Origin of the sequence: Sporomusa termitida (genome assembly GCF_007641255.1) — a bacterium.
GTDB classification, from domain to species: domain Bacteria; phylum Bacillota; class Negativicutes; order Sporomusales; family Sporomusaceae; genus Sporomusa; species Sporomusa termitida.
Window position 1 is genome coordinate 1,702,792 of the sequence record NZ_CP036259.1, and the last position, 13,563, is coordinate 1,716,354.

Here is a 13,563-nt window from a genome sequence, read left to right on the forward strand (position 1 = left end):
TTGGGGAGGAATGAACAATTATGGAAGAATATAAGCTTAATTTTTTTGAATTACAGCTTTTCGCCGAGGGCGAAGGGGATGAAGACACGGACACCGGCGATCAGGAGGATATTGATGATACTAACATTGGCCCTGACGACGATGCAGGGGAAGATGGAGAGCCTACCGGCGACCCCCTGGCGCTGCCTGGCAAGCTTGGCCTTAAAGATGGTCGCCTGGAATATATCGACGAAGACGATGACGGTGACGCCGGCGAAGGAGGTGAGAAAGAAAAGCAAGAGACTGGCACCGAACAAAAGAAAACAAGCGGCGATGATGACGGCGAAAAGAAGCCGTCTTTTTATTCGCCCGAAGAACTTTCGCTTGCCGACATAACCAAGCTTGACCCTGCGCGGATTCCCCCGGAGGCTATGCCGTTCTACCGGGCTTTAGTTGCGAGCCAGGTTAAGCCGCCTGAAACCAAGGAGACGGAGAAGAAGAAAGAGGAGCCTGCAAGAGATGACGAAGCGGAATCGGATAACACGGCCGCGCTGCAGGAAGTAGCCAAGATTCTTGCTAAGAAAGGCGAAGAATATGACCCGTTCTCAGCCGAGCACCAAGCGCTGCTTTTCCAGCAGATCGCGAAGATGGACCGGGCAAAGACTGATGTTGCTACTCAAAATCAAGTCCGGGAGGCCGAACAAAAGCAGACATATGAATTGTTTGCTGCCGAAATTGCTGCCGCTCAAAAAACAGACGGCGCTGATTTTGAGGGCATTGACAAGTTGGCCGCAGAGCACCTGCAGACGCTGCCTTATCAAAAGGCGGCCCCCGTAGCTGCGGCCATTCAGCGGCTCAGTCAGAATCAGCTTACCAAAGAAGATATCCCCATAATTAAGGGTTACTGGGAAGATTGCCGGCGGGAGTATTTCGCCAAAAAGACAGGTGTCTCTAAGGAACCAAAAAAGGTTCCGCCTCAGACTCTCAAACCTGGCAATGATACCAAGGAAACCAAAGAACGGTTCAATGCCAAAGATCTTGGCGATATGAACCAGGATGAGCGCATTGAGTATTACAAGCGTACTGGCTTTGCTGATAGGATTGCCAATCTCGGCTAATGCCGGGAACAAAATATAAAACGATAATTAGGAGGAATGACAATAATGGCTAAAGGTTCTCATAGTTATACCACAGTCGGGACGGTCGAGGATATTTCGGATATTATCACCAATATTGCCCCTGACGACACGCCGCTCTTGACCATGTTTGGTAAGGGAAAGGCGGACAATACCACGGTATCTGAACTCAACGACGCGTTGCCGACGCCTCAGAATGACCCGCAGTTGGAAGGGTCCGACTATGTGCCGGAAGAAGTGGACGCCCGGTCCAGAATCGACAACCATACCCAGATTTTTGACCGGGTGTTTTTTATCACTACCACGCAAAAAGCGGTCAAAAAATATGGGGTCAAGGACGAAGTGCTGTACCAACTGGACAAATACATGAAAGGAATTGCCATGGACCTGGAAGCCGTTTTAGTCACGTCGGATTCGACTGCCCAGCATACCGCGTCTGTCCCGGGCCGGATGGGGGGGATTCCGTATTTCAATACGGTCAATGTTATTGACACGTCCACCCGAACGCCGGCCAGCGTGTTCGATGAAGAAGGCTTCAACGATGCTATTGAAAAGGCATGGACGGCCGGCGGCAATCCCAAAATCGCTGTCATGTCGATGAGTGAAAAACGAAAAGCCAACAATACCTTTGGGGAAGATTCCAAAACCTCGAAACAACGCGGACAAAAAGATAAAAAGGTGATTGGCCCGATTGATTTCTATGAATCGGATGCCGGTGTTATTAAACTGATGCCGCATCGGATGATTAACCGGGCGGTTGACCCTGAAACGGGTAAACTGGGTACGCTCAAAACCACCGGGCGCCGAGTGGAAATCATCGATCCGCAGTACTTCAAACCGGCTTTCCTGATTCCTTTCCATGTCGAGGAACTGGGCAAAAAGGGCAAGCGCTTTGAAAAGGCGATCAGCGGTGAAGTGACGCTCCGTTGCCGGTCGAAAGAAGCGCATGCGGCAATGACTGGGATTGGTACTGCCGGTTAATTTTATCAGTGAGTATGGGAGGGGAAACCCTCCCTGTTAATTTATTAAGGAAGGTGTTTGCGATTGATTATCGGCCAAGACATCCAACAAGAAGGCAATAAGATCATCCTAACTAACCATATCGATGATACCTTATTACGGCAGCAGAATTACGAAGAAAAGAAACTCGTCGGCAGGGGGTTTACGCCAGATAAAAAGCTGCGCAAGTTTGGCTCGGTTACGCCGGCACTGATACAGGCCGATCCGCTATTAAGGGAAGGCCTGCAGGCTGAGCTTAACGGCGACGCTTCGTGGGCAGACCGCTGCTACCGTTTATTTTTCCGGCTTAATCCGGAGTATCGTTGCTCTGAAGGTGGTATATAGTCATGACTGTTGATCAGCTTTTAAATAAAGCCCGGTTTAAGCTGGGTGACACATATAAGGCTAAAATCAGTGATTATAGCCTGCTTGATGCTCTGGAAAGTGTATTGACATTAGTGTCTACAGCGCTTGACAGTATTACTTCCAATCTCTTAGTTAAAAGAATTGCAGTGCCTCTGGTGGCAGGAGTTGGGGAGTTGCCGGCAGACTTTCAATCGTTGGTGGCAGTTGAGGATGGCTGGCGGCATGCGCCGCTCAATCGAAAGCCGGGACGCGGTGAATATCAGCTGCTAGGCAATCAAATATATGCGGACGCGGCAACAGTAAACATCCTGTACAAACGCCACCTGAAAGTCACATCTATATCAGACAGTGTGCCATTACCTGATGCTTTTACTGAACTCATTATTCAATTTATGCAGCTTATCCTTGACGATCCTGCTTCAAAATCCAACGATGAGTTATTATCTATGATCGCTCCGGAGGTTTATCGTTTAGCTGCTGGCCGGGAACGGACCGAGCTACGCCAGAACTTAATTTTTAAGGTGTAAAGGAGGTAAAACCCTATGTCAAAAGCGAGTACACTCATAACCCGTGCCCGACTGCGGTTAAAAGATCCGGGCGAGAAAACGTACTCCCGGTATGAAATGCTCGATTACCTTAATGACGCCGTGGATTTTGTGTCCATGGAGCTAATTGCCCAGCAGGACCTAGACATGATTTATGAAATCAACCACACCAGCGGCGAAGCTCTGCCCGATAATTTTGTGGCGTTCGCCGGCCAGCATCCTGTTTACACGAAAAACGGCCTGACCTATGCTACGGATACGGCTGCTACTTCGACAACCATCCGCTATTTTGGCAAGAAGGACCGGGTAGAGGATGTCGAGGCCAATTCCCCGTTTCTCTCTATGTACGATCCGGTACTGGTGCAGCTGATGGTCATATTCGCCATGAACCGGGATACTGGCGGCATACCGGCTGATGCGGAAATTCTGAACCAGATCCGGCAGAATATCGGTGTGATTAAGCAACAGCAGCAGAAGGCCCAGGGGTAGAGATGGCGACATGGATTAAAAATTTTAACTTTCGCGGGGAATGGAGCGATGCGGCTACTTATACCGTGAATGATATAGTGCTGTATAAAAATGCCTTGTATATTTGCCGGTCGCAAAATGTGAATGTAGTGCCGACGACGGAACCGACATGGCTGCTGTTTATTAAAGGCGGGCCTGGTGATTATGTTATTGTGGATGAAGAAACAGGGACCATTGCGGTTGGAATTGATGTCGAGTTTGAGTCTCCTGGAGCACCAGCGACAAAGGATAGTATAGTGATGGGTACTAGGAGCAGGGGGGTAGGGACATCTGACTCAGTTGTGCTAGGGACCAACAGCCATGTTACTGCCTCATTAAACTCAGTAGTGATCGGCCCAAATGCAGGGGCGAATGGGATGTTCGGTGAGGATGGAGGGAGTAATGTAGTTATTGGGGACACTGCAGGAACCTCACAATCTGGAGTAGTGGTTATTGGTAAATATGCGAGGGCAAATGGAGAGACTAGTATAGTCATTGGTAGAGATGCATCAGCCAGTACGGAAGCTGCGATCACTATAGGTCGGAATGCCATGGTTAATACACCGAATGGCATAGCCATCGGTACTTATGCAAACGCTACTCATGATGATTCTGCAATCGCTATAGGTCGTGAGTCTTTTACTTCTGCCGGCCGCGGTGTGGCATTAGGAGTTAAATCATACTGCGTTTCTAATGACAGTGTCGCTATAGGTTCCGAAGCTTTCTGTGCAAGTGAGCAAGGTATTGCGATTGGGTATAAATCCTATGCGGCAGGGGACCATGTTGTAGCCATTGGTATAAATGCAAATATCACAGGTTCCTACGCAATCGGTCTTGGCGCTGAGAATATATGTAGTAGTGAGGAAGGTATTTGTGTCGGACGTAATAATGAAAATCGCGGGGTGCAGACTGTATTAATTGGTAGCGGTTTAAAAACTTATGGCCCTACTGGAGTGGTTATCGGTAAAGACAGTACGCACTTTCAAGGTAATGGCGTGGTTATTGGCGTGGGTAACGCTGTAGGCCAGGGTGGAGGGATGTCTTGTGTAGTTATCGGGGACACATCAGCGGTTAATTACGGTGGGGAGCGTTGCGTTGCGCTCGGTAAAGAAGCCCTATCCGGTGGACCTGGGTCAGGTAGTAATAACGGGGCTGACAATATCGCTATTGGGTATCAGGCCATGGGCGGAGAACGAACTGAGAATATAACGGGGAGTAATAACATTGCTCTCGGAAAAGAATGCCTAAAGGATTTGACGACAGGATCAAATAATATATTCCTGGGCACGAATACAGTTGATGATAACGGGTCCTATGCCGATAAATCGGCGCGTGTTGCTATAGGGCATGAAGTTTCGTGCGAAAAGAATTATGCTATCGCTATTGGGGCAAATTCTTCTGCTGTGAGAGGCGAGAATGCAATAGCCCTTGGGAAGTCTACTCATACGGGTGCGGATGATGCTATCGCTATTGGCACTAACGCATCGGCATATTTTGAAGCTGCAGGGATAGCGATAGGGAAAAATTCGGCAGCTGGTACTTTAAATTCCATTGCCCTTGGCGTAAATAGCTACACTGGTGCGGCAAGCGCAATCGCATTCGGGCAGCAGGCAAGAGCTAACGGTGTTCAAGCGTTATCCTTAGGGGTTAGTGCTAATGCTGGTTATGATAATTCAATTGCGCTTGGTACTGGAAGTAATTCTGATAATCAAAGCAGTATTGCCATTGGCCATGGTAGCAATTGTACAGGTGAAAAGGCAATTGCTATAGGATATGGGGCAAACACATCAGGTGCTAACAATATTACGATAGGTAACATTAAATCAGCAAATTCTATAGGTGGAGAAAGCAACGTAGTTATTGGAAATGGCTCATCTTCTTCGGGAAATCAAGCGGTCATTATAGGTAACGACATTTCAGCATCAGCTTATGATACAGTTTATATTGGAACAGGTGCCGGACATAACAGTTATGGCGAGAATACTGTAGCAATTGGCAAAAATGCCTTATCATCTGCAGGAATGTACTCCAACTGCACCGGCCTAGGTGCCAACTCCGCAGTTACCGGCAACAACCAAGTCCAACTCGGCGACTCCGCCACAACCGTATACGCCTATAGCGCCGTCCAGGATCGATCAGACGAGCGCGACAAGGCCGACATTCGAGACACCGAACTGGGTCTCGATTTTATTTTGCGGTTACGTCCTGTTGATTTCCGCTGGGACTACCGGGAGGATTACCCGGAAGACCAGGAAAAAGACGGCAGCAAGAAGCGCGACCGGTATCATCACGGCCTGATTGCCCAGGAAGTGCAACAGGTCATAGCCGACACTGGCAATGACTTTGGTGGTTTCCAAGACCATAGTGTAAATGGCGGCAAGGATGTACTGAGTATCGGCTATACAGAGTTGATTGCGCCGCTCATTAAGGCCGTGCAAGAACAACAGCAGATAATAGCGGCACTGACTGTGAGACTTGAGGCATTAGAAGTTAAGTAAGGGGGGTGATACCTTGCTGTCAGATTCTTTTTTTGGGACAGGAAATTTCTCCAAAACTATTTCATTTTACGGTACGGCGGTAAATGCGTTTAATAACGGCGACGTGGAAATGATCATCGTCGCTGGCGAGAACAATGAATTTCGGCTCTATCCGGGCGTAGAGCTGAACGCAGAAGAATTATCCCCCTTTACTACTGTAGAGATTACGGCCACAGGTCCCTGGGAGTGCATCATCCGGGGCCGGCCGGCCTACGATACCGGCACTTCCGACCTTATTAGCGAAATTCGCATTCTTATCCATGATGTTGACAAGCTGGAATACCCGACAGATGAAGATTTGCTGCCCCATATCAATCAGGCCATTACCTTTTTGAGCAAGCAGCTGATTGCCGCCGGCAGCTTGATCATGGTGCAGGAAGCGGTCTTTACCGACGATATGCCTGTGCCATTGCTTTTTGAAAAGACTTGCGGCGAATACCCGCTGCGGGTGTTGGGTGGCAAGATTAAAATGCGGTCTCCGGGCGACATGACGGTGCAATACTATGCGCACAAGCCCCGGATTAAGGCGGTGACCGACAGTATTGACTTCCCGGCGCAATATATTAGTGCGCTAGCCCAGTTAGCAGCTATGTTCGCCATGAACAAGAACGAATTCGAGGTTCAGCAAGACGAAACATTGCTGGCCAAATTGCTGTAAGGGAGGTGGAGGTCTATGCCAAAACTGAGCAATAAGCATGGCGAGAGGGCGCAAGTGCTAACCTTCGCCGACTTTACCGGCGGGCTTAGAAAAGACATTGCCCCTAACTCAGAAAAGTTTCTGCCGAATATGCTGCAGAAAGCCACCAATGTGGAAATTGACTATTCTTCCGGCAAATTAAAGGTAGCCGCGGGACTGGTGCCGGTAGTTACGCTGCCGGCAGCGGCGGATACGTTGTTTTACAACTATAAGGATAATTATTTTTTGACGAATTGCGGTCAAAGTTTATATAAGCTCCGGGGGTATTTGTCGCCCAATACAACGCCGGAACTGATCGGACAATTGAAAGGGATTAAGCGGCCGGCGTATGCGGTGTACGGGCCGTATACGGCGATTGTATCCGGGAACAGGGTTCAGTACGTGGACTATTTTAATGCGTTTAAAATGGCGTCTGGTTCGCCGGTCTCTGACATGTGCTATGTGCGGGGCGGCCGCCTGGCCACAAGCAATACTGGCAGCGATATTGTTTATTTCTGCGGGGTCGGGGACATTGAAAATTGGAATTATGGCACAGATAACCTCCAGGATGCTTGGTATGCGGAGGTCGGCTACCAGGACGGCGGCGGCATTGTGGCCGTTAAACAATTGTTTGGTAATGTAGTTGTTATAAAACGATCAGGCAAGACCTTCCGTTTAGTCGGTGACTATAACTGGGATGTGTACGATGGCCCGGAGGGCGTATATGTGGCGGGACCGGAGGCGATTCGTTTTGCCGGCAATGGCTTGTATTATGTTGGTAAGGACGGGTTTTCGGTCATGGGCTTTAATTCTGGAGAATATGGCACACTCCGGTCGTCGGAGGTAGGGGCTGCAGTTAACCAGGATTTGATGCAAGGGGTTAGCCAGAATGCAAAGATATGGGATATACAGCCCAAGAAGCAGCTTTGGGTACGGACGGATGATATGGGTACAACATACCTATTTCACTATTTCTCCGGGGTGTTTACGGTTCGTAAGTTCAGTATGCCGATTTCTGATGTGTGCCTTGTAGGCAACACAGTTTATGTGCTGTCCGGGGATACCATTTACCGGCTGGATGAAACAGCGGACACGGAGGTTGCCGGCAATCCGATTCAGGTTGACGTGGAGGGCAAGCTATACACCACAATCAATGACTTTTTGATCAAGCGCATTGCGGTGGCGGTCGATGCGAAAAGCGCGGCAGCAGCAAATGTAGCAGTCAGTAAGGTGCAACTGCCGATTGGCTATACGGCGGAAAGCCCTTATGTGCATGACGCTACGGGTTATTTGCATGATGCCAATTACCCGCTGTGGACGCTGGCGAGGACCACGCCGGCCAGCAAACGGCAAATCTACCGGACCAAGGAATTTTCCATGCGGCTTACCTCTACAAAAGGCGCCTTTGCTTTGAACGATGTTAAAGTGGAAGTTGTGGAGGTGTAATTTTGGCAACAAAACTTGATACGCATATTACGGCGGAGTCGCTGGAACGAAATTTCATTCTTCTTAATCGGGCGCTAAAAAATTATGATGACCAAATTGCCGCCCTGCAGGAAGCAGCGGGAACCGGCAATGGGGAACCAGAAATCACCGAGGAGATCAATCAGCTAATCAATCAAAAGATGACGGAGATTAAGAAATATGCGGCTAATCTGCTGCAGGGAAGTTTGTCCCTAGATAATTACCTGTGTAGCCGTGCCCAGATATCCGCAAAGGATTTTATTGAGTTAAGTATTGCTGGTGACAATGACGAAAAGCAGCTTGTTTTTCAGATGGCCGGTGACGCAGGGGAAGATATAGAGCGAGGTTTCTCGTTTCGAGATCAGGAGACAGAAGACGGTCCGGTTTATGGCAAAATCCGTTTCGGCAGCGCAGATCATGAATTCTTACTGGAGTTTCAAGATAGTACCGGGCAAACAACCATGTTTAAGCAGGACGCGGCCAGCATGTCCTTGGCCGTACAAACAGAATCCAATGTTGCAGCTTTTTTCTATGACGCTGTACATCAAAAGTGGAAGATCTCTTATAATGATACTGCTTTTGAAATAGGGGACATGTTGAAAGCTGTCTATGATACTAACGATGATGGTAAGGTAAATGCTGCAGATGAGGCTGATTTTGTACCATGGGCAGGCGTACAGGATACACCGACAACGCTAGAAGGGTATGGGATAACGGATGCCTATACAGCAGGGCAAGGGGAAGCCCTGGAAAGTATTGTCGCCGATCTGGGAATGACACTAGGGAACGAAGTGAATAGGCTTAATCAGGCTGATACCGAGAATACCGCGGCTATTGAGCGTGTGGCGGCGGACCTTGCCGCGTTTGAATTAAGTGATTTACAGGATGTGGATGAAACGGTTTTGCCGGCTAAAGGCCATGTGCTTGCTTTTGATGGCGTGAAATGGCGGTCGAGGGCCGTTGAACGTAATATTGACGGTGGAACCAGTGCAAGTGTGTATTTGCCAATACAGAGGATCAACGGAGGTGGAGTTGGTGGCTGATATTATACAACTAAGGCGCGATACGGAGGCAAATTGGACTGCGGTTAATCCCGTATTGGCGCAGGGTGAGATAGGGATTGCCATAGACTTAGTACCACCTAAAATGAAGATAGGTAACGGTATTAACGTTTGGAATGCTATTGATTATTTTGCGGGTGGCACGGCTTCCAGTCTAGCTGATTTGACTGATGTTGATCTTGCAACGCCACCGACTGCCAGTCAAGTACTGGTTTATGACGCCACGACAGAAACCTGGAAAGCGGGAACGGTATCCGGTGGCGGCGGTGTCGGGATATCCAGCGCAGTGGTGAACGAGAATGGTGATCTGATCATCACGCTGACGGACAGCACGACGATTAATGCCGGACATGTGGTAGGCGAGCAGGGGCCGCCGGGGGATACTGGTGCAACTGGTGCCGATGGTGCGCAGGGCTCCCCTGGTACTCCCGGTGCGGACGGTAAAAGCGCCTATCAAATCTGGCTGGATAACGGAAATACCGGCACAGAGGAGGATTTTTTGGCCGCACTGAAAGGCGAACCGGGTGATGGTGGCGCAGTTGATTATATTGATTTAACTACAGCGCCGGCTGACGGTGAGATTCTTGTGTATGACGGTACGTCTGGCAAGTTTAAGCCTAATAACATTTTAATTGGCCTGGAGGCTGCTCTGGCCGCTATAAACGGAGTGTGAGAGAAGTGAGTATTGCTAATGAGCTGATAACTCTGAATACAGCAAAGCAAAACATTAAACAGGCGATTATCGATAAGGGCGTTGACTTAACAGGTGTGCCGTTCACAAATTATCACACCAAGATTGCGGAAATAAATTCTTCCTCCTCGTTTCCACGCGTAGAGGGCAGTAATGAAATAGTTTATACTACTGCAACATCCCAAACGGTAGCAATCCCGTCTACAGCGCAAGTCGGTGATATGTGTCTTGCTGTGGTAGGGCATCGAGACGTACTGACTCCGCCTTCGGGATGGAACTTAATTAATACCGCACTTGCTGCAGAAACTGACCCTAATCAACAACAGTCAATATATTATAAGATATTAGACCTAAGTAACTTAGGTACTTCTGTTACGTTTACCCAAGCCAGTTCGCAGAGAATATGGGTTCAATTGGTCATAGTGCGGAATACGGATGCAGAAGTACCCTTAGAAATTATTGATCAAACCGCTATGTCTACATCCACCCCCACTCAATCTGAGTATTGCGTATTGCCTGAATTAGTGGCTGTAAAACAATGTTTAGCAATAGGGTGTATGAGTAACAACCTCGCAGCACCCTCAGGTAGTACTCATTGGATAAAAGCAACACCGGGTTGGCATCAAATCAGTGAAAAATATTCTTTCGCAGCTAACCAGCAGGCAAGATGCGGAGTGGCAGCAAGAATGCTGCAAAGTGGAGAAAAATCTGTCGGAGGATTTTGGAACGATATATCTGGCCCATCCACAGCCAATAACGCTGTATCGGCTGTGGTTTTGATTTCTTCCTCTGGAAATTTAGGTGGCGGCGCTAGCGCGGGTAGCAGTATGCCGTCAATCGCGGTTACCGCTGTTGTCCAAGCGGGATCAGACGCGGGGAATAGACAAACGACGTTGGCGGTGCAATCGCCGGTAATATCCGTCACGGTGGCGGTAGAATAAAGGAGGATATGAGATGTTGAATGTAACAGAAAAGGATTACGACGAAATCAGGCGGTTGGGTAAAAAATTACACATTCCGATACCAGAAATGTTTTGGGGATTTAAAGTGGAAAGTCTGGACGGGGGTGTACTACATGATCATGACGAAAGAGGTCATAGTTGGGTGCGAAATGCGTATAACTGGCTAACATCGCAGATGTGTGCGGTAAATGCTGCAAGTACAACGTATGGAGCGGGATATTTAGCTATGAAACAAATAAATGGAACTGTCTCTGGAAGTGGTTATGCAATCGGTATGCCAACGGTTAATAATTCGATAGAGCTAGCTGGGCAAGGTTTTAGTGGAGCAGTAAACACTGCTACAGGATTGGTTGTTGGTACAGGCACAGCGGCGTTTGATTTTGAGCAACACACATTGGAGGCTATAATTAACAACGGAACCAATGCAGGAGAATTACTCTATTTAGCATTTAATCCAATTGTTAAAAATTATGATAGCTCAACATCCACCTATTCCGTGACGCATTCACGGTATTTTACAAACAACAGTGGAGGCGATATTGTCGTTTCCGAGGTTGGGATTTATACGCCAAGAATCTATGTTGCGAACGGTACTGGGATAGCAATGGTAACCCGTGACGTACTCGAAACACCCGTGACAGTGCCAGATTTAGCAAGGCTGACGGTAACATATACGATAGGGGTTGCATTTCCGGCGTAGGTGCAAAGAATTGTAGTATGTTGAAATATGGAGGTGTAAACTATGCCCTTTTCACCAGGCTTTCCCGTAGATACTGGACCGGGCCCGAATGGGGATACCGTCCGCGCGGCAGCCGAAAAGTTTATCCAGGAGTTTTCCAAGGTCTACGGCGATATGACTGCTTTTGAACAGTTGATCGCCGTTTTGATTGAGCACGGTAATGTCGATATGGTTGACGGCAAGCACGCGGATGGTACGGCCAATAATATTCCTTTGCTTAATGGTAGCAGCAGGCTAACCAATGACACGGAAGGTACTGCCTGGAATATCCCGACCAGCGATGTCGGCGGCAATATCTGGATTGCGAAGTGATACTATGGCATTGAGTGAGTATAAACTCAACATCCGCGTAGTAGAGAACAATAGTAAAAAGATTATTGCCCATGAGCTGTATGATGCCTCAACGGACATTGCAGGCGGTATGTATGCCCAGTTAAAGGACCCTGATGATAATCCGTTGTATTTGCCGATTACTACAAATGTAGCGAATTACTTTTCCTCGCCGCTGCGGTTTAAGAATAAATCAACCGGTCAGATTTATGCAGCTAAACGGGTCTATGTCCCTCCTTCTCAAGAATCAACGCTTGAATACGATGCCTATTTATATGATTTACGAGGCAGCGTAGCTTGGCAGAATTACACATTGGGGAACTTCCCTTTTTATGTGCAAAACAAGAGTTTGCCGATTAAGGTTACGTTAAGACTTACTGGGTGGACAAATACCTGGGGTGGTTGGGCCAATGACGTGTATACCAAGATTGGGGTGCACATTGATGGGGAACCTTATCTGATGAATGAGGCTGCCTCTTACGGTAAAAGTGGGGTAATCAACTACAATAACGCAGTTATCGGTGATCGTATAACTTATATCCTTGATGCCGAAGGGGTCCATACCATCGGTCTCTGCATTGCCGCCAACTGTTCATCGAAAGACGGCAATGCGTGTTATGTCACATCGTTTGAAGTCAGAGTGGAAGTAGAGGGGGATTAAATGACTCTCTACGGCTGGTTGAAGCTCTATCATAGAAAGACAGGCGAATATCCTAATTCATACCCCGGTTCCGAATTCGTATTTGATGAGGAGCGCGGGTTTTGTGTTTCTATCCAGGATGGAGATGCGTTGATTGTGGGTGAGGTGTGCGGCGATGGCCGGTTTTGGCAATCCTGGCTGAATCAAAAGGCCAAGGAATTAGGCTGCAGTAAACTCCGGTTTTGGACAAAGAGAAACCCGGCAGCATTTGCCCGTAAATTCGGGTTTACGCTGACCGGGTTTTTAGATGGTCATTATGTTTTAGAAAAGGAGGTTGTTTAATGAGTGGAGTGAAGAAGGCTCTGTTTGGGTCTAAAGATAAAGTGAAAAGTGTCAGTGCGCAGGTATACCCGGAAACGGATTATCAAAAGGCGATGCGCGAGCAGCTTACGGGGACTGCTACGGGTTTACTCGGTTCAGCCTCGGGTTTAATCGGACAAGGCACTGATCTTATGAGCCAAACAGCATCAGGTCAATTAAACTCAGAAGTCGCTTCTAATTTGCAAAGTCAGGCGATGGACAATTATAGCAAGCAGGTTGGCAGCCTGGTCAACAATATGGCGCTTAAAAATTTGGGCGCCAACTCAATGACACAGAACGCGTTAGCCCAAGCCGGGACGGATGCGAATAACTGGATTATGAACAATTATATGACAGCTTTACAAAATCAAGCATCAAACGCACAAGGGCTGTATGGTATGGGCTATCAAAATATGGCTCCGGCTACAGGCCTTTATTCAGACTGGCTCGGGTTCCAGCAAGCGCTGAGCTCGCCGGCCCAGACTGTTGTACAGAAAGGCAATACTGGGTTGTTAGGGTCGGCAATGCAGGCTTATGCCACGTATGCAGGCGCGAAGGGCTAAAGGAGGTA

General features: G+C 48.2%; 16 protein-coding genes. All 16 read left to right on the top strand.

Features of this window, described 5'->3' with window-relative positions; all coding sequences use genetic code 11:
* Positions 1–20: 20 nt before the first annotated feature.
* The 16 genes from SPTER_RS07615 to SPTER_RS07690 all read left to right on the top strand — a co-directional run bounded on the left by SPTER_RS07615 (position 21) and on the right by SPTER_RS07690 (position 13,555).
* Entirely contained in the window at positions 21–1,097 is a 1,077-nt protein-coding gene (locus SPTER_RS07615) for a hypothetical protein (RefSeq protein ID WP_144349811.1), read from the top strand.
* 36 nt (positions 1,098–1,133) lie between these two features.
* Positions 1,134–2,096: an SU10 major capsid protein gene (locus tag SPTER_RS07620; RefSeq protein ID WP_170233192.1), complete on the top strand. Its 963-nt coding sequence runs from the start codon at positions 1,134–1,136 to the stop codon at positions 2,094–2,096.
* A 63-nt stretch (positions 2,097–2,159) separates the two neighbouring features.
* On the top strand, positions 2,160–2,459 hold the full coding sequence (locus SPTER_RS07625; protein ID WP_144349814.1) for a hypothetical protein: 300 nt from the start codon (positions 2,160–2,162) through the stop codon (positions 2,457–2,459).
* 2 nt (positions 2,460–2,461) lie between these two features.
* Positions 2,462–3,007, top strand: coding sequence for a hypothetical protein (locus SPTER_RS07630; RefSeq protein WP_144349816.1), 546 nt, complete (start codon positions 2,462–2,464; stop codon positions 3,005–3,007).
* Positions 3,008–3,022: 15 nt separating this feature from the next.
* A complete protein-coding gene (locus SPTER_RS07635) occupies positions 3,023–3,514 on the top strand; it encodes a hypothetical protein (RefSeq protein WP_144349818.1) in 492 nt (163 codons plus the stop codon).
* A 2-nt stretch (positions 3,515–3,516) separates the two neighbouring features.
* The gene (locus tag SPTER_RS07640) at positions 3,517–6,030 is read left to right on the top strand and encodes a tail fiber domain-containing protein (RefSeq protein WP_144349819.1); all 2,514 of its coding nucleotides are present in this window, start codon (positions 3,517–3,519) and stop codon (positions 6,028–6,030) included.
* 13 nt (positions 6,031–6,043) lie between these two features.
* The gene (locus SPTER_RS07645) at positions 6,044–6,727 is read left to right on the top strand and encodes a hypothetical protein (RefSeq protein ID WP_144349820.1); all 684 of its coding nucleotides are present in this window, start codon (positions 6,044–6,046) and stop codon (positions 6,725–6,727) included.
* A 15-nt stretch (positions 6,728–6,742) separates the two neighbouring features.
* Entirely contained in the window at positions 6,743–8,191 is a 1,449-nt protein-coding gene (locus SPTER_RS07650) for a hypothetical protein (RefSeq protein WP_144349821.1), read from the top strand.
* A 2-nt stretch (positions 8,192–8,193) separates the two neighbouring features.
* Positions 8,194–9,252, top strand: coding sequence for a hypothetical protein (locus tag SPTER_RS07655; RefSeq protein ID WP_144349823.1), 1,059 nt, complete (start codon positions 8,194–8,196; stop codon positions 9,250–9,252).
* Positions 9,245–9,943, top strand: coding sequence for a collagen-like protein (locus tag SPTER_RS24640; protein WP_170233193.1), 699 nt, complete (start codon positions 9,245–9,247; stop codon positions 9,941–9,943). The genes SPTER_RS07655 and SPTER_RS24640 overlap by 8 nt, the downstream gene beginning before the upstream one ends.
* 5 nt (positions 9,944–9,948) lie before the next feature.
* On the top strand, positions 9,949–10,902 hold the full coding sequence (locus SPTER_RS07665; RefSeq protein WP_144349824.1) for a hypothetical protein: 954 nt from the start codon (positions 9,949–9,951) through the stop codon (positions 10,900–10,902).
* A gap of 13 nt (positions 10,903–10,915) precedes the next feature.
* Entirely contained in the window at positions 10,916–11,623 is a 708-nt protein-coding gene (locus SPTER_RS07670) for a hypothetical protein (RefSeq protein WP_144349826.1), read from the top strand.
* 42 nt (positions 11,624–11,665) lie between these two features.
* On the top strand, positions 11,666–11,974 hold the full coding sequence (locus tag SPTER_RS07675) for a hypothetical protein (RefSeq protein ID WP_144349828.1): 309 nt from the start codon (positions 11,666–11,668) through the stop codon (positions 11,972–11,974).
* Positions 11,964–12,653 carry a hypothetical protein gene (locus tag SPTER_RS07680; protein ID WP_170233194.1) on the top strand — a complete coding sequence of 230 codons (690 nt, stop codon included), beginning with the start codon at positions 11,964–11,966 and terminating at the stop codon, positions 12,651–12,653. Before SPTER_RS07675 ends, SPTER_RS07680 begins: the two co-directional genes overlap by 11 nt.
* Complete coding sequence (locus tag SPTER_RS07685) at positions 12,654–12,974, top strand: hypothetical protein (RefSeq protein ID WP_144349832.1); 321 nt, start codon at positions 12,654–12,656, stop codon at positions 12,972–12,974. It begins immediately after the preceding gene.
* Complete coding sequence (locus SPTER_RS07690) at positions 12,974–13,555, top strand: hypothetical protein (protein ID WP_144349833.1); 582 nt, start codon at positions 12,974–12,976, stop codon at positions 13,553–13,555. The genes SPTER_RS07685 and SPTER_RS07690 overlap by 1 nt, the downstream gene beginning before the upstream one ends.
* Positions 13,556–13,563: the final 8 nt, after the last annotated feature.

Excerpts from the sequence above, each read along its gene's own strand:
- SPTER_RS07615 (WP_144349811.1), top strand. The coding sequence starts at position 21 with ATGGAAGAATATAAGCTTAATTTTTTTGAATTACAGCTTTTCGCCGAG.
- SPTER_RS07620 (WP_170233192.1), top strand. The coding sequence starts at position 1,134 with ATGACAATAATGGCTAAAGGTTCTCATAGTTATACCACAGTCGGGACG.
- SPTER_RS07630 (WP_144349816.1), top strand. The coding sequence starts at position 2,462 with ATGACTGTTGATCAGCTTTTAAATAAAGCCCGGTTTAAGCTGGGTGAC.
- SPTER_RS07635 (WP_144349818.1), top strand. The coding sequence starts at position 3,023 with ATGTCAAAAGCGAGTACACTCATAACCCGTGCCCGACTGCGGTTAAAA.
- SPTER_RS07640 (WP_144349819.1), top strand. The coding sequence starts at position 3,517 with ATGGCGACATGGATTAAAAATTTTAACTTTCGCGGGGAATGGAGCGAT.
- SPTER_RS07650 (WP_144349821.1), top strand. The coding sequence starts at position 6,743 with ATGCCAAAACTGAGCAATAAGCATGGCGAGAGGGCGCAAGTGCTAACC.
- SPTER_RS07670 (WP_144349826.1), top strand. The coding sequence starts at position 10,916 with ATGTTGAATGTAACAGAAAAGGATTACGACGAAATCAGGCGGTTGGGT.
- SPTER_RS07675 (WP_144349828.1), top strand. The coding sequence starts at position 11,666 with ATGCCCTTTTCACCAGGCTTTCCCGTAGATACTGGACCGGGCCCGAAT.
- SPTER_RS07685 (WP_144349832.1), top strand. The coding sequence starts at position 12,654 with ATGACTCTCTACGGCTGGTTGAAGCTCTATCATAGAAAGACAGGCGAA.
- SPTER_RS07690 (WP_144349833.1), top strand. The coding sequence starts at position 12,974 with ATGAGTGGAGTGAAGAAGGCTCTGTTTGGGTCTAAAGATAAAGTGAAA.